This window comes from Humibacter ginsengiterrae, assembly GCF_054780115.1.
In genome coordinates this window covers 169,447-188,306 of sequence record NZ_BAAGWY010000001.1, presented here as the reverse complement: position 1 = coordinate 188,306, position 18,860 = coordinate 169,447, and the positions used below count along the sequence as shown (strand labels likewise).

At 68.6% G+C, this 18,860-nt stretch carries 19 protein-coding genes and 1 tRNA gene; 18 read left to right on the top strand and 2 right to left on the bottom strand.

All coding sequences use genetic code 11. From position 1 onward, the window contains the following. The first annotated feature begins 87 nt into the window (after positions 1 to 87). The 5 genes from ACYVII_RS00950 (at position 88) to ACYVII_RS00930 (ending at position 5,505) form a co-directional block, all read left to right on the top strand. Entirely contained in the window at positions 88 to 849 is a 762-nt protein-coding gene (locus ACYVII_RS00950; protein WP_460529586.1) for an ABC transporter ATP-binding protein, read from the top strand. A 73-nt stretch (positions 850 to 922) separates the two neighbouring features. After that, complete coding sequence (locus tag ACYVII_RS00945; protein WP_460529582.1) at positions 923 to 1,687, top strand: alpha/beta fold hydrolase; 765 nt, start codon at positions 923 to 925, stop codon at positions 1,685 to 1,687. A 145-nt stretch (positions 1,688 to 1,832) separates the two neighbouring features. Then, positions 1,833 to 2,711 (top strand): fumarylacetoacetate hydrolase family protein, encoded by an 879-nt coding sequence (locus ACYVII_RS00940; protein ID WP_460529579.1) that lies wholly within the window; start codon positions 1,833 to 1,835, stop codon positions 2,709 to 2,711. Between the two features lie 177 nt (positions 2,712 to 2,888). Next, entirely contained in the window at positions 2,889 to 4,655 is a 1,767-nt protein-coding gene (gene leuA, locus ACYVII_RS00935; protein WP_460529576.1) for a 2-isopropylmalate synthase, read from the top strand. A gap of 19 nt (positions 4,656 to 4,674) precedes the next feature. Beyond that, entirely contained in the window at positions 4,675 to 5,505 is an 831-nt protein-coding gene (locus ACYVII_RS00930; protein WP_460529573.1) for a phosphotransferase, read from the top strand. A gap of 2 nt (positions 5,506 to 5,507) precedes the next feature. Here the strand turns inward: ACYVII_RS00930 and ACYVII_RS00925 are convergent, their stop codons facing one another. Beyond that, a complete protein-coding gene (locus ACYVII_RS00925) occupies positions 5,508 to 6,215 on the bottom strand; it encodes a trimeric intracellular cation channel family protein (RefSeq protein WP_460529570.1) in 708 nt (235 codons plus the stop codon). Positions 6,216 to 6,283: 68 nt separating this feature from the next. Here ACYVII_RS00925 and recO point away from each other — a divergent pair, with 68 nt between their 5' ends. From recO to ACYVII_RS00910, 3 genes are read left to right on the top strand one after another with little or no spacing between them, the layout of a single operon-like run. Continuing rightward, the gene (gene recO / locus ACYVII_RS00920) at positions 6,284 to 7,027 is read left to right on the top strand and encodes a DNA repair protein RecO (protein ID WP_460529567.1); all 744 of its coding nucleotides are present in this window, start codon (positions 6,284 to 6,286) and stop codon (positions 7,025 to 7,027) included. After that, on the top strand, positions 7,024 to 7,833 hold the full coding sequence (locus tag ACYVII_RS00915) for an undecaprenyl diphosphate synthase family protein (protein WP_460529564.1): 810 nt from the start codon (positions 7,024 to 7,026) through the stop codon (positions 7,831 to 7,833). Before recO ends, ACYVII_RS00915 begins: the two co-directional genes overlap by 4 nt. 29 nt (positions 7,834 to 7,862) lie before the next feature. Beyond that, positions 7,863 to 8,552, top strand: a complete 690-nt coding sequence (locus ACYVII_RS00910) for a DsbA family oxidoreductase (protein WP_460529561.1) — start codon at positions 7,863 to 7,865, stop codon at positions 8,550 to 8,552. A gap of 93 nt (positions 8,553 to 8,645) precedes the next feature. Here the strand turns inward: ACYVII_RS00910 and ACYVII_RS00905 are convergent, their stop codons facing one another. After that, positions 8,646 to 9,116, bottom strand: a complete 471-nt coding sequence (locus ACYVII_RS00905; RefSeq protein WP_460529558.1) for an aminoacyl-tRNA deacylase — start codon at positions 9,114 to 9,116, stop codon at positions 8,646 to 8,648. Positions 9,117 to 9,199: 83 nt separating this feature from the next. On the opposite strand from ACYVII_RS00905, the gene dusB reads away from it, so the two are divergent. The 10 genes from dusB to ACYVII_RS00855 all read left to right on the top strand — a co-directional run bounded on the left by dusB (position 9,200) and on the right by ACYVII_RS00855 (position 18,860). After that, a complete protein-coding gene (dusB, locus tag ACYVII_RS00900; RefSeq protein WP_460529555.1) occupies positions 9,200 to 10,387 on the top strand; it encodes a tRNA dihydrouridine synthase in 1,188 nt (395 codons plus the stop codon). A 28-nt stretch (positions 10,388 to 10,415) separates the two neighbouring features. After that, on the top strand, positions 10,416 to 11,684 hold the full coding sequence (locus ACYVII_RS00895) for a deoxyguanosinetriphosphate triphosphohydrolase (protein ID WP_460530500.1): 1,269 nt from the start codon (positions 10,416 to 10,418) through the stop codon (positions 11,682 to 11,684). Positions 11,685 to 11,729: 45 nt separating this feature from the next. Then, the gene (gene dnaG / locus ACYVII_RS00890; protein ID WP_460529552.1) at positions 11,730 to 13,658 is read left to right on the top strand and encodes a DNA primase; all 1,929 of its coding nucleotides are present in this window, start codon (positions 11,730 to 11,732) and stop codon (positions 13,656 to 13,658) included. A 60-nt stretch (positions 13,659 to 13,718) separates the two neighbouring features. Continuing rightward, positions 13,719 to 14,534, top strand: coding sequence for an ABC transporter ATP-binding protein (locus ACYVII_RS00885; protein ID WP_460529549.1), 816 nt, complete (start codon positions 13,719 to 13,721; stop codon positions 14,532 to 14,534). Between the two features lie 87 nt (positions 14,535 to 14,621). Beyond that, positions 14,622 to 14,694, top strand: a tRNA-Asn gene (locus ACYVII_RS00880). 49 nt (positions 14,695 to 14,743) lie between these two features. Then, positions 14,744 to 15,448 (top strand): MgtC/SapB family protein, encoded by a 705-nt coding sequence (locus ACYVII_RS00875; protein WP_460529546.1) that lies wholly within the window; start codon positions 14,744 to 14,746, stop codon positions 15,446 to 15,448. Between the two features lie 36 nt (positions 15,449 to 15,484). Further along, positions 15,485 to 16,378, top strand: coding sequence for a sulfurtransferase (locus tag ACYVII_RS00870; protein ID WP_460529543.1), 894 nt, complete (start codon positions 15,485 to 15,487; stop codon positions 16,376 to 16,378). A 55-nt stretch (positions 16,379 to 16,433) separates the two neighbouring features. Then, positions 16,434 to 17,696, top strand: coding sequence for a sensor histidine kinase (locus tag ACYVII_RS00865; RefSeq protein WP_460529540.1), 1,263 nt, complete (start codon positions 16,434 to 16,436; stop codon positions 17,694 to 17,696). Continuing rightward, positions 17,693 to 18,355: a response regulator gene (locus ACYVII_RS00860; protein ID WP_460529537.1), complete on the top strand. Its 663-nt coding sequence runs from the start codon at positions 17,693 to 17,695 to the stop codon at positions 18,353 to 18,355. The genes ACYVII_RS00865 and ACYVII_RS00860 overlap by 4 nt, the downstream gene beginning before the upstream one ends. Positions 18,356 to 18,506: 151 nt before the next feature. Beyond that, on the top strand, positions 18,507 to 18,860 hold the full coding sequence (locus ACYVII_RS00855; RefSeq protein ID WP_460529534.1) for an SHOCT domain-containing protein: 354 nt from the start codon (positions 18,507 to 18,509) through the stop codon (positions 18,858 to 18,860).

Sequence of the window (18,860 nt, the reverse complement as noted above, 5' to 3'; positions counted from 1 at the left end):
GGCAGCGGTGCGGGTCATCCTGAGGTCGCATCGGAATGGCCCGCTCGGCCGACGATGACGCCAAGGGTCATCCGTAGCGTCGAAGGTATGCAGATCTCTCCTTCGGACCTCGGGCTTGCCGCGCGCGTCGCAGGCCTCACGAAGACCTACGGCACGGGAAGCAGTGCCGTGACCGCTCTGGACGACGTTTCCGTCGGCATCCGCCGCGGCGAGTTCACCGCCGTGATCGGTGCAAGCGGTTCAGGCAAGTCGACTCTGATGCACGTGATGGCAGGGCTCGACGGCCCGACGAGCGGGCGTGCGTGGCTGGGCGACCGGGAACTGACCGCGCTCGGCGACCGCGAGCTCACTCGAGTCCGCCGTCGCTCGGCGGGGTTCGTGTTCCAGTCGTTCAACCTCGTGCCGGTGCTCGACGTGCGCGCGAACATCCTGCTTCCGTTCGAACTCGACGGGAGGAGGCCGAGTGCCGAGGAACTCGGCTGGATCGATCAGCTGATCGGCGCGCTCGGCCTCGCAGCCCGCACGGCGCACCGCCCGTACGAGCTCTCTGGTGGCCAGCAGCAGCGGGTGGCCATCGCCAGGGCGCTCGCGACACGGCCCGAGGTGATCTTCGCCGACGAACCGACCGGCAACCTCGACTCCCGTACGGGACGGGAGGTGCTCGCGCTGCTGGCCGAGGCATCCGACGGCTATGGGCAGAGCGTCGCCATGGTGACCCACGATCCGGTCGCCGCAAGCCACGCGGATCGCATCATCATGCTCGCCGACGGCCGCATCGTGCACGATGGGCCGCGAATGGCCGCGTCCGACGTGGCGGAGCTCATGCTGTCCGCTGAGGCGGTGCGATGACCGCCGGTGACGCCGGCAGCAGAACGTTCGAGCCATAGCGCAGCAGGCGGTCAGGCATCCGTAGGCTGGAGGGATGCCGCGCATGCCCGATCTGCCCGTGAACCGCTACCGAGGACGCGACGGCGCAGCCCTCGCCTATCGCGAGCTCGGCGACGGTCGCCCCGTGGTCTTGATCCACGGATTCTTCTCCACGGCCTACGTGAACTGGATTCGCTACGGACACGCGAAGCTGCTGGCCGACTCCGGCTTCCGGGTGATCATGCCCGATCTGCGCGCACACGGCGACAGCGACAAGGCTCACGATCCGCAGCACTATCCGCGTGACGTGCTCGCCGACGATGCTTTCGGCCTTATCGAACAGCTCGGGCTCACCGAGTACGACCTGGGCGGTTACTCGCTCGGGGCGCGCACGACGGTGCGGATGCTCGTGCGCGGCGCCCAGCCCCGTCGCGCGATAGTCGCGGGCATGGGTCTCGGCGGCATCACCGAGGTGGAGAAGCGCAACCAGTTCTTCGCTCGCGTCTTCGACGGCCTCGGAAAGCACGAGAGGGGCACCGAGGAGTGGCGCTCGGAGGCCTTCATGCATACCACCGGAGGCGACCCGGTGCCGTTGCGTCTCGTGCTCGAGACCTCGGTGGGAGCAACGATGGAGGAGCTCGCCGGTATCGCCACTCCGATACTGGTCGTCATGGGCGAGGATGACCGCGGGCACGGTTCCGGTCCCGAACTGGCCGATGCCATGCCGCTGGCGAGGTTCGTCGAGATCCCGGGCAACCACATGAGCGCGGTCACCGATCCGGCGCTCGGGATCGCCATGCGCGACTTCCTCGTTCGCTGACCGCGCGAGCTTGCTCATGTGGCCGGCCCGATTGAGCCGTTGAGCGGCAACGCCGCGATAGAGTTCCGCTACGCTCGATTGGTCGGATGTTTCCTCCGGCTCTGTCGCAGATTCTTACTCCGTATTGCACCGAAAGCAGGTAGCTGTGCGCATCGCCAACCTCTCCGGACGACTCGTGCTCCTTTCCGATGACCGCGCCCTCGACGTGGAGCAGGCCAGCGAAGGACGCTTCTCGTCGGATCCGCAGGCCGTGTACGACCGCTGGCGTGAGTTCGTGCAGTGGGCAGGCGCGCAGGATGCCTCAGCCGGTGCCCCCTTCGTGGCTCGCGACCTCGGGCCGGCCGTTCCGAGGCCGCCGCAGGTGTTCGCGATCGGGCTGAACTACGCGAGCCACGCGGGAGAGTCCGGACTGAACATCCCGGAGAATCCCATGGTGTTCACGAAGTTCGTCTCGAGCTTCACCGGGGCCGACGTCGACGTCGAACTCACCAGCGACACCGTGGACTGGGAGGTCGAGCTGGTGGCCGTGATCGGCGAGGGTGGTCGCGACATCCGCGAGGAGGACGCCTGGAGCCACGTCGCCGGCCTCACCATCGGCCAGGACATCAGCGACCGCACCGTGCAATTCTGGGGTGCGCCCGCGCAGTTCTCGATCGGCAAATCCCTGAAGGGTTTCGCCCCGATCGGTCCGGCCGTCGTCACGTTGGACGAACTGGCGACGATCGCGGACCGATCCGACCTTTCGATCGGATGCACGCTCACCCGCGCCGACGGCGGGACCGAGGTTCTGCAGAACGGACGCACGAGCGACATGATCTTCTCCGTGCCGTCGCTCATCGCCCGCCTCTCCGCGCTCGTCGAGCTGCTGCCGGGAGACGTGATCTTCACCGGCACCCCCGAGGGCGTCGGCCTCGGGCGTAGCCCCCGTGTGTACCTGGAGCCGGGACAGAGCGTGACGAGCGAGATCGAGGGGCTGGGGAGCATCCGTCAGCGTTTTGCGGCAGCGAGCACTCGGCAGATCTGACAGGCCGCCCGGATGCCGCGGTGACGGAACGCCTGGGCGACGGGTGTACCATGATCTCGTGCGCTTCGGCATGCTCCTTCTTAGCTGCCGCGACGAGGCCTAGTCTCTCGGCCTCCCTCGTCGCGGAGTTCGTCGTCGGCTGAACAAGTTTCGCGAGAACGAGAAGAAGAGAAGACCATGCAGAACACCCAGCAGCCGTCTGCAATGCCGATCCACAAGTATCGGCCGTTTCACGAGCAGATCCGTGTCGAGCTTCCCGACCGCACCTGGCCGGATGCCCGCATCACCAAGGCACCACGGTGGTGCGCCGTCGACCTCCGCGACGGCAACCAGGCCTTGATCGATCCCATGAGCCCCGAGCGCAAGCGCATCATGTTCGACCTTCTGGTGCGCATGGGCTACAAGGAGATCGAGGTCGGTTTTCCGAGCGCCAGCCAGACGGACTTCGACTTCGTTCGCAGCCTGATCGAGACCGGAGCCATCCCCGACGACGTGACTATCCAGGTGCTGACGCAGGCCCGCGACCACCTCATCGAACGTACGTACGAGGCCATCCGAGGCGCCAAGCAGGCCATCGTGCACCTGTACAACTCCACGAGCGTTCTGCAACGTGCCGTGGTGTTCCGCACCGACCAGCGGGGCATCGTCGACATCGCCCTGCGCGGGGCCCGCAAGTGCAAAGAGCTCGAGTCGACGGTTCCCGGTACGACGATCTACTACGAGTACTCGCCGGAGAGCTACACCGGCACCGAGCTCGAATTCGCCGCCGACATCTGCAACCAGGTGCTCGAGGTGTTCGAGCCCACGCCGGAGCGCAATGTGATCATCAATCTGCCGGCGACGGTGGAGATGGCGACCCCGAACGTGTACGCGGACTCGATCGAGTGGATGTCCCGGCACCTGAACCACCGCGAGAACGTCATTCTGTCGCTGCACCCGCACAACGACCGTGGCACAGCGATCGCTGCCGCCGAGCTGGGTTACCTCGCCGGCGCCGACCGCATCGAAGGATGCCTGTTCGGCAACGGCGAGCGCACGGGCAACGTCGACATCGTTGCGCTCGGCGTGAACCTGTTCACCCAGGGCATCGACCCGCAGATCGACTTCAGCGACATCGACGGCATCAAGCACACGGTGGAGTACTGCAACCAGCTTCCCGTGAACGAGCGGCACCCGTGGGTGGGCGACCTGGTGTTCACCGCCTTCAGCGGTTCGCACCAGGACGCCATCAAGAAGGGCTTCGAGGCGATGGCCGCGAACGCCGCGGAGCAGGGCGTCGAGATCGACGACCTCGTGTGGGCAGTGCCTTACCTGCCGGTGGACCCCAAAGATCTGGGTCGCAGCTACGAGGCGGTCATCCGCGTCAACTCGCAGTCCGGCAAGGGCGGAGTTGCCTATCTGCTGAAGAACGATCACGCGCTCGACCTGCCTCGCAAACTGCAGATCGAGTTCTCCGGGGTGGTGCAGGCGAAGACGGATGCCGAGGGCGGCGAGGTCACGAGCGACCAGCTCTGGCGCATCTTCAGCGACGAGTACCTGCCGAGCGTCGACGAGACGGCGAAGTGGGGCCGCTTCGAGGTGCAGTCCACGGCGACGGCGAAGGACGAGTCAGGCACCCTCTCACTTCGGGTGAAGCTGCGCGACGGCCACGACGTGGAGTGGACCGAGGCGGCCGGCAACGGCCCGATCGACGCGTTCCTCGCGCTGCTGGCCGCACGCGGCATCCAGGTGTCTCTCTACGACTACGTGGAGCACACCATGTCGGAGGGCGGCGACGCCCAGGCCGCCTCCTATGTCGAGTTGCAGGTCGGCGAGCGGCGGCTGTGGGGAGTCGGCATCGACTCGGACACCGTCTCGGCGTCGCTGAAAGCTATCGTGTCGGCCGTCAACCGTGCGGTGCGCGTCGACGACGGCGTGACCGAGCGTCAGCTGACGTCGGCCTGATCGCACCACATCCTGCTCGATGCTGAGTCCTGGTCTTCCCGGCGCGGCCGCGCCCGACAGCGGTGTGCCGGCCGGGTCGCACGGCGCGCGTTCCCTTGCGAGCGAACCGCATGCGTCGTTCGCCGTTCCCGAGCCGCTCAGAAGGCGGCTCGGGAACGGCATCGACGCCGTCGTGTGGGTCAACGAGGTGGGCGGCGTCACGGTGCGGGGCCGGGCCGACGGCGACCGCGTGTTCGCGAAGTGGGCGCCGCCCGAGAGCAGGGCTGAACTCGACTTGGCCGCAGAGGCGGAACGTCTGCAGTGGGCGGCGGTACACACGCGCGTTCCCGAGGTCGTCGGCTATTCCTCCGACCAGGACGGCGAGGTGCTCGTCACGCGGGCGTTGCCGGGCACGAACGCGGTCACGGATCGGTGGCGCTCCGAGCCGCGAACGGCGGTCATTGCGCTGGGCGAGGGATTGCGCGCTCTGCACGAAGCCCTGCCAGTGGCCGGATGCCCGTTCGACTGGTCGGTCGGCGAGCGTGTTCAGCGGGGCCGGATGTCTGGCATCCCGGAGCGTGCGGCGGCCCTCGAGCGGCTGGGAGACGCCCCGGCCGTCGACACGCTTGTGGTCTGCCACGGCGACGCATGCGCCCCCAACACGCTGTTGAACGACGACGGCTCCGTCGCCGGTCATGTCGATCTGGGCCGGATGGGCATCGCAGACCGCTGGGCCGACATCGCGATCGGCGCGTGGAGCACCGAGTGGAACTACGGCCTCGGCTATGACCGCCTGTACTACGAGGCGTACGGGGTGGATCCCGACGAGGAGCGGATCGCGTTCTATCGGGCGCTGTGGGACGCCACCTGAGCTCAGCCGGCGGAGCTGCCCTTGTCTGGCTTCACGATCGGGATCGCGGAGGTCTCCGCGGCCACTTTGCGGCGGTAGAGCATCCGTTGCTCCGGAAGCGACAGGTCGAACACGACGGCCAGAATGCGGATCACCGCGGTGAGCGCGAATCCGGCGACACCGGCGACGAAAAGGCCGACGCCGAACGCGTGCAGCACGACGAGCAGCACGCATCCGGCCGCTGCGGCGACGGCGTAGAGCGACCCGACGTGCATGATCGCCACCGGCAGGCCCATGATCACGTCCCGCAGCACGCTGCCGCCCACTGCCGCGAACACGCCGACGAAGACAGCGGGAACGACCGGAACGCCGAGCCCCAGCGCCTTTGCCGTGCCGAACGCGCCGAACATCCCGATCACGAGCGCATCGAGCACCACGATCAGCGCGTTCACCCTGCGCAGCGGACCCGCCAGCAGCATCCCCAGCAGAGACGCGGCGATGACCGTGATGAGATACCAATTGTTCGACAGCATTGCGGGCCGCACGACGAGCAGCAGGTCTCGAATGAGGCCGCCGCCGAGGCCCACCACGGTTCCGATCACGGCCACCCCGAGCAGGTCCAGCCGGCGCTGTCCGCGGAATCCCGAAGCGAACAGCGCGCCCTGGATGCCGCCGAGTGCGACGGCGGTCAGATCCGCCCAGAGCGGGATGATGAAGGCGGACTCGGTCACACCACTATTCTTCGTCAGCGACGGCGGGCGTTCGCACCGTGCACGAGCGCCGCGGCGATAATGGACCGGTGCCCACCTACCGTGATGAAGCCGTCGTGCTACGCACCCACAAGCTGGGCGAGGCCGACCGCATCGTCACGATGCTGACCAGGGCTCACGGCAAGGTGCGTGCTGTCGCCAAGGGGGTTCGTCGCACGGCCTCGAAGTTCGGTGCGCGCCTCGAGCCGTTCATGGTCGCCGACGTGCAGCTCTACGAGGGACGCAGCCTCGACATAGTGAACCAGGCGGAGTCGCTCGGCGCATACGGTGCAGAGATCGCCGGAGACTACTCGAGCTTCACCGCGGCGAACGCCATGGTCGAGACGGCCGACCGGCTGACCGAGTCGGAGGGATCGCCGCAGCAGTACCTGCTGCTCGTCGGTGCGCTGCGGTCGTTGTCGCGGCACGAGCACGACGCGTCGCTCACGCTCGACTCCTACCTGCTGCGGGCGCTGTCGCTGGCCGGATGGGCGCCGAGCTTCGACGCGTGCGCGCGGTGCGGCAGGCCGGGGGAGCACACCAGCGTCGTCGTGCAGTTGGGCGGCGTAGTTTGCGACGACTGTGCTCCGCCGGGGGCGCCGCGCGTCGGCCGCGTCGTCATCGACCTGCTGGCCGCGCTCATGAGGGGTGAATGGGCGGCGGCGGAGTCAACAGATGCCGGCACTCGCGCCAAGGCGAGCGGCATCGTCTCCGCCTACACGCAGTGGCATCTGGAGCGCGCTCTACGGTCGCTTCCGCATGTCTCCAGGGCAGTTGCAGGGGAGACGGCGTGACTCCGAAGCCGTACACGCACCAGGATGCTGTCGCCTACCGCCCCGTGGATTGGACGGGCGAGTACCCACCGCGGTTGCCGGCATCCGCCGTACCGGGGCACGTTGCGCTCGTCATGGACGGCAACGGCCGCTGGGCGAACGGGCAGGGCCTCACCCGTATCGAGGGCCACAAGGCGGGGGAGGCCTCGCTGCTCGACGTCGTCGCCGGCGCCATCCAGATCGGGGTGAAGCAGCTGAGCGTGTACGCGTTCTCCACCGAGAACTGGCGGCGTTCGCCCGACGAGGTGCGGTTCCTGATGGGGTTCAACCGTGAGGTGCTGCACCGGCGACGCGATCAGCTGAACGAGTGGGGCGTGCGCGTGCGGTGGGCTGGCAGGAAGCCGCGGCTGTGGGCATCCGTCATCAAGGAGCTCCAGTTCGCTGAGCGACTCACGGCAGGCAACGACGTGCTCACGCTCACGATGTGCGTCAACTACGGCGGCCGCACCGAGATCGCGGATGCCGTGCGCAGCATCGCCGACGAGGTCGCTGCGGGCAGGATGCGTCCTTCCGCCGTCACCGAGAAGACGATCCAGCGTCACCTGTATGCGCCGGAGCTGCCCGATGTCGACCTGTTCGTGCGCAGTTCAGGCGAGCAGCGCACGAGCAACTTCATGCTGTGGCAGAGCGCGTACGCAGAGATGGTGTTCCTCGACACGCTGTGGCCGGACTTCACACGACAGGACCTGTGGCGCGCGATCGAGTTGTACGCGGCGCGCAACCGCCGCTTCGGCGGAGCGGTGGACGTGCCCACCGCTGCGGAATAGCGGCCGCCCGCTGCCAGTTGCACCTGCATGTGAGCGATCCCATCAAGGTTGACATCTGGTCCGACGTGGCGTGCCCGTGGTGTTACATCGGCAAACGCAAGTTCGAGGCAGGGTCCGGCTTGTTCGCCGGCGCCGGCGACGGCCGCGGCGTCGAGGTCGAGTATCACTCGTTCGAACTCTCACCAGACACGCCGGTCGACTTCGAGGGCAACGAGGCGGACTACCTCGCCCAGCACAAGGGGATCAGCCCGGAGCAGGCGTCACAGATGCTGGAGCGCGTGAGCGGTATCGCTGCGCAGGTCGGGCTCGACTACGACTTCGCCGCCATGCAGCACACCAACACGGTCAAGGCCCACGAGCTCATCCACTACGCCAAGGCGCACGGCAAGCAGGCCGAGATGAAAGAGCGTCTGCTGAAGGCGTACTTCGTCGAGGGCGGGCACGTCGGCCGCATCGACGATCTCGCCGGCTACGCGTCCGAGATAGGACTCGACGGCGAGGATGCGCGTGCTGCGCTCGAGCACGGCGACTATCTCTCCGCAGTGCGCCAGGACCAGGCGACGGCGCAGGAGTATGGCATCTCCGGCGTGCCGTTCTTCGTCATCGACGGCAAATACGGTGTCTCTGGCGCCCAGGAGGCGGCAACGTTCGCGCAGGTGCTGGAGCAGGTGTGGAACGAGCGCGACCAGGTCGACGAGTCGGAGGCGGTGTCGGCATGACCGAGCTGAAGCCCTTTGGCGACCCGACCGCGGTCGTGTGCGACGGCGATGTCTGCATCGTTCCGCAGCCGGTGCACGACGAGGCGCCGGGGGCTACTCCGGGTCGGTGATGTCGGCGACCGTGGCGTCGAACGCGCGGATCAGCGCGTCGCCGTCGACGAACGCGCTGTAGCCGTGCTCGCCGGCGCCCATGGCGACTGTGCGGCCGGCGACCCCGGCGTCGGCGACGACCGGCCACGGGGTGGTCGAGCCGAACGGCGTGATGGTCCCGCGCTCGTATCCCGTCGCGGCGAGGGCGAGCGAGGCATCCGGAAGCGACAGCTTGTTCACACCGACCAGAGCGCGCAGCTTCGCCCACGAGATCTTACGGCCGCCGGGCACGAGTGCGAACAGGTAGTCGCCGTCGTGCCGCTTCACGACGAGCGTCTTGACGATGTCCGACGGCTCGATGCCGAGCAGCGAAGCGGCCTCGTGCAGGGACCGGGCCGCCGGGCGCTCGACGATCCGTACGTCGACTCCGCGTGCTGCGGCATCCTCGACGACTCGTTCGCGTCCCTGCGGCATACGCGTCCCGTTCCTCTCGGCCGATACCTGTTCTTTCACGTCTTACCTGGTCTTTCAGGTGCAATCTGGGAGAATCGTGAGCGATGTCTCCTCTGGCAACACTAAGCCCCTCGCAGCTGGCCATCGGCCCGCTGCGCCTCGACGCACCCGTCGTGCTCGCGCCGATGGCCGGCATCACCAACACCGCGTTCCGCCGCCTGTGCCGAGAATTCGGCGCCGGTCTCTACGTGAGCGAGATGATCACCTCCCGTGCGCTCGTCGAACGCACACCCGAGTCGATGCGGCTGATCCGTCACCACGAGAGCGAGACGCCTCGGTCCATCCAGCTGTACGGCGTCGACCCGAAGACCGTGCGCGAGGCCGTCACGATGCTGGTGGCCGAGGATCGCGCCGACCACATCGACCTGAACTTCGGATGCCCGGTGCCCAAGGTCACCCGCAAGGGCGGCGGAGCCGCGCTGCCGTGGAAGCTCGACCTGTTCCGCGACATCGTGACCGCCGCGGTGCAGGCATCCGGCGATCGTCCTCTTACCATCAAGATGCGCAAGGGCATCGACGCGGACCACCTCACGTATCTTGAGGCCGGTCGCATTGCCGAAGATGCCGGAGTCTCATCGATCGCGCTCCACGCGCGCACGGCGTCCGAGTTCTACTCCGGCCACTCCGATTGGTCGGCCATCGCGAAGCTCAAGGAGACCGTGACCAGCGTTCCGGTGCTCGGCAACGGCGACATCTGGACCGGTCAGGATGCCATCCGCATGGTCGAGCAGACCGGGTGCGACGGCGTTGTGGTCGGCCGCGGCTGCCTTGGCCGTCCGTGGTTGTTCGGCGACCTTGCTGCGGCGTTCAAGGCGCACGCCGGCCAGATCAGTGCAGAGGAGGCCGAGGCCGCGACCGCGCGTCCTGGCCTGGGTGAGGTGATGGCCGCGTTCCGCCGGCACGCCGAGCTTCTGGTCGAGTTCTTCGAGAGCGAGGAGCGCGGATGCCGCGACATCCGCAAGCACGTCGCCTGGTACTTCAAGGGTTACCCGGTGGGCGGCGACCTCCGGGCGCGTCTCGCCACGGTCGAGTCGCTCCAGCAACTCGACGACCTGCTGGGCACGCTCGACCCGGCGCAGCCGTACCCGGGTGATGACGCGGAGGGCCCACGTGGGCGCGCGGGCACGCCGAAGAATCCCGCGTTGCCGGACCGCTGGCTGGAATCGCGCTCCATCGCGGCGGACGAGCATGAGCAGCTTGCTGAGGCAGAGGTGAACACGAGTGGCGGCTGACCCCGGCACCGCCGCCGATGCTGTGGGCATCACGCAGCCCGTCGTTCCTGACCGTTCGACCGGTTACGGCGCTTTCGACCGGGAGCGGTGGTTGCCCGAGCAGCACTCGACCCGGCGCAGCGACTTCGCTCGCGACCGCGCGCGGCTGCTGCACTCGAGCGCGCTGCGCAGGCTGGCCGCCAAGACCCAGGTGCTCAGCCCGACGGCCGGGCTCGACTTCGCGCGCAACCGGCTGACGCACTCCCTCGAGGTTGCTCAGGTCGGCCGCGAGCTCGCCTCGAGCCTCGGCCTTGACCCGGACGTGGTCGACACGGCGTGCCTGGCGCATGACATCGGACACCCGCCGTTCGGGCACAACGGCGAGCGGGCCCTGGCCGAGTGGTCGAGCGATATCGGCGGGTTCGAAGGCAACGCGCAGACCCTGCGGCTGCTCACGCGACTCGAGCCGAAGGTGTTCGGCGGCGACGGGCATCCGTACGGCCTCAACCTGACCCGTGCCAGCCTCGACGCGAGCTGCAAGTACCCGTGGCCGGCGTCATCCTCCGTGGCCGACCCCAGCGGACGCGCCAAGTTCGGTTTCTACGCCGACGACGAGCCGGCGTTCCACTGGCTGCGCGAGGGGGCACCGGAGCGCGTGAAGTGCATCGAGGCCCAGGTGATGGACCTCTCCGACGACATCGCGTACTCGGTGCACGACTTCGAAGACGCTGTCGTGAACGGGTACATCGACGTCGCCGCGCTCGGCCGGCGGGTCGACCACGACGCGCTTGTCAGCTCCATGTACGAATGGATCGGCGGAGAGATCGGGCACGATGAGCTCATCGCCGCCTTCGATCGGCTGGACAGCCTGGATGTCTGGCTCGACGACTGGGACGGCTCGCGTCGCGCGCAGGCGCGGCTGAAGAACCTGACGAGCCAGCTCATCGGCCGTTTCGCGGTCTCCTCGGCACGTGCCACGAAGGAGGCTTTCCCGCAGTCGAGCCTCATCCGCTTCGGAGCCGACGTGGTGGTGCCGCGGGAGATTCAGGCGGAGATCGCCGTTCTGAAAGGCATCGTCGCGACGTTCGTGATGTCGCGCAACACGCGCCAGCCGATCTACGCCAGGCAGCGCACGATGCTCGCCGAGCTTGCTGACGTGCTGCTGACCACCGGTGAGGCGAACCTCGATCCCGGATTCGCGGAGGACTGGCGGCGGGCATCCGATGATGCCGCGCGCAAGCGCGTGGTCGTCGACCAGGTCGCGAGCCTGACCGACCAGTCGGCGATCTCCTGGTACGAGCGCCTCGCACACAAGTAGTGCACAGGCCGGTGTCGTCCGCGCGAACACTCTAAACTCAACGCCATGGCGGGCCGTATTCGACAGAGCGATGTCGAAGAGGTCAAGGCCAGAACGAACCTCGCCGACATCGTCGGCGACTACGTCACCCTCAAGTCCGCCGGTGTGGGCTCCCTGAAGGGCCTCTGCCCGTTCCACGACGAGCGCAGCCCGAGCTTCCAGGTGCGCCCGCAGGTCGGCCTCTACCACTGCTTCGGCTGCGGCGAGGGCGGCGACGTGTACGAGTTCCTGATGAAGATGGACCACGTCACGTTCAGCGAGGCCGTTGAACGTCTCGCCGCGCGCATCGGCTACAGCCTGCACTACGAGGACGGCGGGCCCGCAGCGGCGGAGTCCGGCAACCGTGCACGGCTCATCGCCGCGAACGCGGCCGCCGAGGAGTTCTTTCGAGAACGACTCGGCGCGCCCGATGCGGAGGCCGCCCGTCGCTTCCTCGGGGAACGGGGCTTCGATCCCATCGCGGCAGAGCGCTTCGGCGTCGGCTTCGCCCCGAACGCATGGGATGCCCTGGGCGCCCATCTGCGCGGCCGCGGCTTCACGGGCGACGAGCTGGCGGCATCCGGTCTCGTCTCCACGGGCGAGCGCGGCAGTTCGTACGACAGGTTCCGCGGCCGGGTGATCTGGCCCATCCGCGATGTCACCGGCCAGACCGTCGGGTTCGGCGCGCGCAGGCTTCTCGACGACGACAAGGGACCGAAGTACCTGAACACGCCTGAGACCGCGATCTACCACAAGGCGCAGGTGCTGTACGGGCTCGACTTGGCAAAGCGGGAGATCTCGCGCTCGCACCGGGTCGTCGTGGTGGAGGGCTACACGGATGTGATGGCGTGCCACCTCGCGGGCGTCGACACGGCGGTGGCCACGTGCGGCACGGCATTCGGCGTCGACCACATCAAGGTGCTGCGTCGTGTGCTCGGCGACGACAGCGGGCTCGGTGAGGTGGTGTTCACATTCGATCCCGACGAGGCGGGACAGAAGGCCGCGTTGCGGGCCTTCGGCGAGGAGCAGCGGTTCGCCGCGCAGACCTATGTGGCCGTGGGCCCCGATGGGCTCGACCCGTGCGATCTGCGGCTCAAGCAGGGCGACGCCGCCGTGCGCCGCATGGTGGATGCGAAGCGACCCATGTTCGAGTTCGTCATCCGCCAGGCGCTGAGCAAGTACGACCTGGAGACCGTCGAGGGCCGGGTCGCCGCGCTACGCGAGTGCGCGCCGATCGTGGCGGGAATCCGTGACGCAGCCCTGCGGCCCGGCTACACGAGGCAGCTGGCACGGATGCTCGGTGCCGAGCTCGGCGAGGTGCAGTCCGCTGTGCAGGCTGCACTGCGACGCACATCGGGAGCACAGACGGGGCGCGGTGCAGGCCGGGACGAGCGCCGCGGAGAGCACGATGCCCGCTCTCGCCCCGGCGACCGCGACCCGTACGACCGCCGTGGACAAGATGAGCCCGGCTCGCGCGAGCCGGACGTCTCGCTGGCGAGCATCGGTTCCGACCCGGCAACCCGGCTCGAGCGCGAAGCGCTGATGGCGGTGCTGCAATATCCGCAGCACGTCGGCGCGCAGCGTGCGGGCGCGGTCGCGCACGCTGGTTTCTCGAATGCCTCGCTCGCGGTCGTGCGCGACGCGATCGCGGCGAACGCCGACGCGTACGGCGCATCCGCCTGGGTGGAGCGCGTCGCGCGCGACGTTCCGCCGCCGTTCGCGGGCCTGGTCAGACAACTCAGCGTCGCGCCCATCCCGGCGCGCGACGAAGCCGGCGCGGCGGCGTTCGCGACCTCGGTGACGGCGTCGCTGCTCGACCGCGACCTGCTCCGACGCAAGGCGGATGCCCTCGGCCGGCTCCAGCGCACCGATCCCGGCGACCGTGACGCGGTGGCGGGCATCCAGCGCGAGCTCGTGCAGATCGACGCGGACAGGGTACGGCTCCGCGGCGAGTGACGCCCTCACCGCCAACGGTGTCCCTAATAGGCTGATTCTCATGCCCGCCGGAGTCACCGAATGACCGCACAGACCTACCGCGACCCGATCGTGCTCGATGACCTCTCGGCGGAGTACCCGTCGCACGGGGCGTCCGCGGGATGCGTCGCCCTGCGCGGCATCAGCCTGCGCGTGCGGCCCGACGAGGTGCTGAGCATCCTTGGCGAGAGCGGCTCGGGCAAGAGCACCCTGGCACGCATCGTCTCCGGTCGAGCGGGTGCCGACGGCGGAGCGGCGCCGAGGATCACCGGAGGCGACGCCACGGTGATGGGCCACTCGATCAGGAGGCTGCGCTCCCGCGACCGCAGCACGCTCACATTCCACGTCGGCTATCTACGACAGGACGCCGGAACTCGCCTCGACCGGGCGCTGACCGTCTCCGAGCTGGTCTCCGCGCCGATCTACGAGCGGGACAAGCACTTCAGCAGGCGGGAGGCGGGCGTGCGTGTCGCTTCGCTGCTCGATTCGGTGCAGCTGCCGCTCGGCGCGCTCGACAAGTACCCGTACGAGCTGAGCAGTGGCCAGCGGCAGCGGGTGGCGATCGCGCAAGCGCTCGTGCTCGGGCCGAGCGTGCTGGTCGCCGACGAGCCGACGGCAGGCATCGACGTTACCGTGCGGGACTCCGTCGTCGACCTTCTGGCTAGGCTGCACGGTGAGCACGATTTCGCTGCCGTCATCGTCAGCCACGATGCGCGCGTTCTGCGGCACGCGACCGCGACAGTGGCTGTGCTCCAGTCCGGATCGCTGGTCGGATACGGCACCATGGAAGACGTCTTCACCGCGCCGACTCACCCTTACGTGGCGCAGCTCGCCGAGGCGCTCCGCCTGAGCGAATGACCGCGGTTCCGGCGCTGCGCCCGACACTGGCTGTCGATTTGTCCAGGCGCCGCGCTTTGGTAAAGTAGGTGAGCCCCGCGGGGGCATTCCTCCATAGCTCAATTGGCAGAGCAGCCGGCTGTTAACCGGCAGGTTCTTGGTTCGAGTCCAAGTGGGGGAGCGTCAAGGCCTCGCCGCAGGTAATGCGGCGGGCATACGGTCGAAGCGTCATGAATCACGCGGTCGACATCTTCCAGGGCCAGGGTTGGCTCCAGGTGGGCGAGCTTGTACTCGCGTTCGTGCTCAGCGCACTCGTCGGTCTCGAGCGACAGCTGCGCGGCAAGAGTGCAGGACTTCGAACTCAGGCGATCGTCGGAACATCCGCAGCACTCTTCCTGCTGGTGAGCAAGTACGGCTTCGCCGATGTTCTGGGCCCGCACGTCACGCTCGACCCGTCACGAGTCGCGGCGCAGATCGTCACCGGCATCGGGTTCCTCGGCGCAGGCCTCATCCTCACCCGGCGCGGTGCCGTGCACGGGCTGACCACGGCGGCGTCCGTGTGGGAGACCGCCGCGATCGGCATGGCCGCGGGAGCGGGACTCTGGGTGCTCGCATTGGCCGTGACCGCCTTGCACTTCGTGATCGCGTACGGGCTCACGGCCGTCACGCGCCTTCTACCGCGCGGCCGCAACGCCCAGGTGCAGCTGGAGGTGGTCTACCGCGACGGAAGAGGACTTCTCCGTGACGTTCTGACCGCGATCACCGGCAACGGCTGGGTGGTCAGCCGCACCGACCATCACCCGGCAGGTGACGGTCTGGCCGCCGTACTGCTGGAGCTGCGTGGCCCGGATGACGCGACCCCGCTCATCGACGCGCTCACCGGCATCGACGGTGTCAGCAGCGTGCAGCTGGTCTCCGAAGACGACCTGGAGTAGCCGTCAGGGCCCACAGGACTGAGTAGCGTTGCCGTCATGTCCGATCCCTCCGACCTGCTCATCACCGCCGACGATCTCGCAGCTGCGCTGGAGAACGCCGCGTCCGGCGGCCGCCCGGTGAGGCTACTCGACGTTCGGTGGCGGCTGGACGTGCCGGATGGGCGCCCTGCCTACCTCGCCGGGCACCTTCCAGGCGCCGTGTACGTGGACCTCGACACCCAGTTGGCGAAGAAGGGGGATGCCAAGGAGGGCCGGCATCCGCTGCCACCCATCGAGCAGTTCGAGGCGGATGCCCGCTCCTGGGGAGTCGACGACGGCGACCTGGTGGTCGTCTATGACGATCTCGGCAACATGTCCGCCGCCCGCGCGTGGTGGCTCCTGCGGTATGCCGGATTCGACGAGGTACGGATGCTCGACGGCGGCTTGCGCGCATGGCTCGCCTCGGGTCGCGAGCTCGAGTCCGGAGTCGCACAGCAGGCGCCCGGCAGCGTGTCGCTGAGCTACGGCCACCTCCCGGTCGTCTCGATGGACGAGGCGCTGCGCGTGGCACATGACGGTGTGCTGCTGGATGCCCGCGCCCCGGAACGATACCGGGGCGAGACCGAGCCGATCGACCCGCGCGCCGGCCACATCCCTGGGGCGCGGAATACGCCGACGACGGCCAACGTCGACTCCTCGGGGCGATTCCTCAGCGTGGACGAGCTGCGGCAGCGGTTCGAGGCGGCCGGTGTCACCGGCGACCGGGCGATTGCCACGTACTGCGGCTCCGGCGTGACGGCGGCACACAACGCCGCCGCTCTGATGCTCGCGGGGTTCCGGCCCGCTCTCTATCCGGGATCGTGGAGCCAGTGGTCGCAGCACGCCGACCGTCCGATCGCGACGGGCGATGAGCCGACTGCAGGCGTGCGGGCGGTACTCCGCGGGGAGTAGTCGCGACCGCCCGGCGGCCGACGGCCTGGACGCGGTCGCTGGCTAGCATGAGGAGATGCCGTACCCGCCCTGGCTGCGCACCGGGCCCGAGCCGGCGCCTGAGATCCGCTCACGCCGCTCATGGCGTGCCCGGGTCTTCGCCACCGCCCTGAGCGTCTTCGTTCAGCTTCCAGGGCTCGCGTTCGCATTCGGCGGCGCCTGGCACCATGCCCGCGGAACGGTCGATCTGGTGTCAGCCGGATCGGTCGTTCTCGGGATAGCGGCCGCGGCGCTTCTGCTGCTCCCATCGCGCAGGGCCGGTGTGATCGCCGTCGCGACCCTCGCGGTTCCGGCCATCGCGCTGGCACCGGGTCCGCCTGCCGCCGCGCTCGCGGTCGCGATCGCCGTCGCGCGGGCCGTGCTCGGTGGCGCGTCGATGTGGGCGTGGTGCACTTTGGCCGGCCTCGGGCTGGTCGGAATCGGCTGGATTCTGGCGCAGGGCGGCGGTGCTGCGGGCATCCGGGTGCTCGCCGTCACCGTCGCGCTCTGTGTGGTCGCGGCCGCTGCGAGCGGTGCGAGCGGGAGGCGCGAGCGTTTCCGAACCGCGGCGCGCGAGGAAGCCTCCCGCCGGCGATCGGCCGCCGAGGAGGAGCGACTGCGCATCGCCAGGGAGCTGCACGACGTTCTCGCTCACTCGCTCTCGCAGATCAGCGTGCAGGCGGGCGTCGGCCTCCACCTGTTCGACGACGACCCGGAGAGCGCGAGGCAGAGCCTGCGCTCCATCCGAGAGACGAGCGCGACCGCCCTGGACGAGGTGCGCGGAGTGCTCGGGATGCTCCGGCAGTCCGACGATCCGGCTGAGGCATCCGCTCCCCGGCGCCCAGAGCCGACGCTGCACGCGCTTCCTGCGCTGCTTGAGGAGACCCGCCGTCTCGGGCTACGCGTGGAAGCCCTCGGGGAGGTCGCGACCGGTGCGTGGACCGGCGATCCGTCCGTGTCGGCAGCCATCCAGACCGCCGCATACCGCATCGTCCAGGAATCGCTGACGAATGTGCGCCGCCATGCCTCGACCACCTCCGTCGTGGTCGAGGTGTCGATCCGAGCGGACGCCCTGATCGTCCGTATCGAGAACGGGCCGGCCCGGGAGTCCGCCGCCAGCGAGGCCGACGACCGGAGGGCACCCGGCCGGGGCATCCTGGGGATGCGAGAGCGAGCGGCAGCCCTCGGCGGCACACTGGAGGCCGGGCCGACTGCGATCGGCGGGTTCAGGGTGATCGCACGTCTGCCCGTGATCCCACGAGGGGGACGCCCAGCCGCACCGAAAGAGGAGACAGCGTGATCCGCGTCGTACTGGCCGATGATCAGCAGCTCGTGCGCGCCGGATTCCGTGCGCTGCTCGACCACGAGCCCGACATCGAGGTGGTGGGGGAGGCATCCACCGGGCGAGACGCCGTGGCCCTGGTGCGACGGGAGCGTCCGGATGTCGTGCTCATGGACATCCGGATGCCCGACGGCGACGGCCTCTGGGCGACGTCGGAGATCGTGGGCGATGAAGCGCTGCAGGACGTTCACGTCGTCATCGTCACCACGTTCGAGCTCGATGAGTACGTGTCGGAAGCGATCAGGGCCGGAGCCAGCGGCTTCCTGGTGAAAGACACCGACCCTGTCGAACTCATCCGCTCGGTGAGGGTAGCGGCGGCCGGCGACGCGCTTCTGTCGCCCGGGGTGACCAAACGCCTGCTCTCACGTCTGGCCGGGTCGGTGCGTCCCGAGGTGACCGCCGCCGTGCTCGAGCCGCTCACCGAGCGGGAGCGCGAGGTGCTCGCCCTCGTCGCAGAGGGCCTCAGCAATGCGGAGATCGGCGTTCGGCTCTTCATGAGCCCGCTCACGGCGAAGACGCATGTGTCGCGCATCCTCACGAAACTCGACGCGCGCGACCGCGTGCACCTCGTGGTCATCGCCTACGAGTCGGGACTCGTTGCACCCGGCCGGTTCTGAGCCTTCCGGCGTGCTCCCATGGTGCACTGCTCGTGCTCCCATGGGAGCAGGAGGATGCCTCCCGCTGGCGGACGCGCCCACCCCAGTCCCCGCAGGAACCTGGAATCGGCTCGAACCGGGCCCGTTCACGTATCAGAAAGGTTCTCTCATCATGGTCAGCGCACTCTTGTCGACTGCGAGCGCCGCACCCCTCGCGGTCGCGGCGCACTGGGGCGGCCCGTGGGCCGGGGGATTCTTCCCGTTCTTCCCGCTGTTCTTCCTCATTCCGATCTTCTGGATCCTCGTGATCGCACTGATCGTCTTCCTCGTCACCAGGCGCCGCAGGGCGTACTGGCGCGAACACGGCCCTTCGGGCCAGTTCGGCCCGTACGGGAGCTGGGCGGCGAGCAGCAACGCGGAGTCGACTCTCGCCGAGCGCTTCGCGCAGGGCGACATCGACGAGGTGGAGTACCGCAAGCGCCTCGAGGTGCTGCGGGCGAACCGTCCAGGGCCCTCGCCCCGCTGA

Bases quoted from the DNA above. Each gene is read 5' to 3' on its own strand.
- dnaG (WP_460529552.1), top strand. From the start codon at position 11,730: ATGGCGGGCCGTATTCGACAGAGCGATGTCGAAGAGGTCAAGGCCAGA.
- ACYVII_RS00855 (WP_460529534.1), top strand. From the start codon at position 18,507: ATGGTCAGCGCACTCTTGTCGACTGCGAGCGCCGCACCCCTCGCGGTC.
- ACYVII_RS00875 (WP_460529546.1), top strand. From the start codon at position 14,744: ATGAATCACGCGGTCGACATCTTCCAGGGCCAGGGTTGGCTCCAGGTG.
- dusB (WP_460529555.1), top strand. From the start codon at position 9,200: ATGTCTCCTCTGGCAACACTAAGCCCCTCGCAGCTGGCCATCGGCCCG.
- ACYVII_RS00865 (WP_460529540.1), top strand. From the start codon at position 16,434: ATGCCGTACCCGCCCTGGCTGCGCACCGGGCCCGAGCCGGCGCCTGAG.
- ACYVII_RS00930 (WP_460529573.1), top strand. From the start codon at position 4,675: ATGCTGAGTCCTGGTCTTCCCGGCGCGGCCGCGCCCGACAGCGGTGTG.
- ACYVII_RS00870 (WP_460529543.1), top strand. From the start codon at position 15,485: ATGTCCGATCCCTCCGACCTGCTCATCACCGCCGACGATCTCGCAGCT.
- ACYVII_RS00885 (WP_460529549.1), top strand. From the start codon at position 13,719: ATGACCGCACAGACCTACCGCGACCCGATCGTGCTCGATGACCTCTCG.
- ACYVII_RS00945 (WP_460529582.1), top strand. From the start codon at position 923: ATGCCGCGCATGCCCGATCTGCCCGTGAACCGCTACCGAGGACGCGAC.
- leuA (WP_460529576.1), top strand. From the start codon at position 2,889: ATGCAGAACACCCAGCAGCCGTCTGCAATGCCGATCCACAAGTATCGG.
- ACYVII_RS00950 (WP_460529586.1), top strand. From the start codon at position 88: ATGCAGATCTCTCCTTCGGACCTCGGGCTTGCCGCGCGCGTCGCAGGC.
- ACYVII_RS00905 (WP_460529558.1), bottom strand. From the start codon at position 9,116: ATGCCGCAGGGACGCGAACGAGTCGTCGAGGATGCCGCAGCACGCGGA.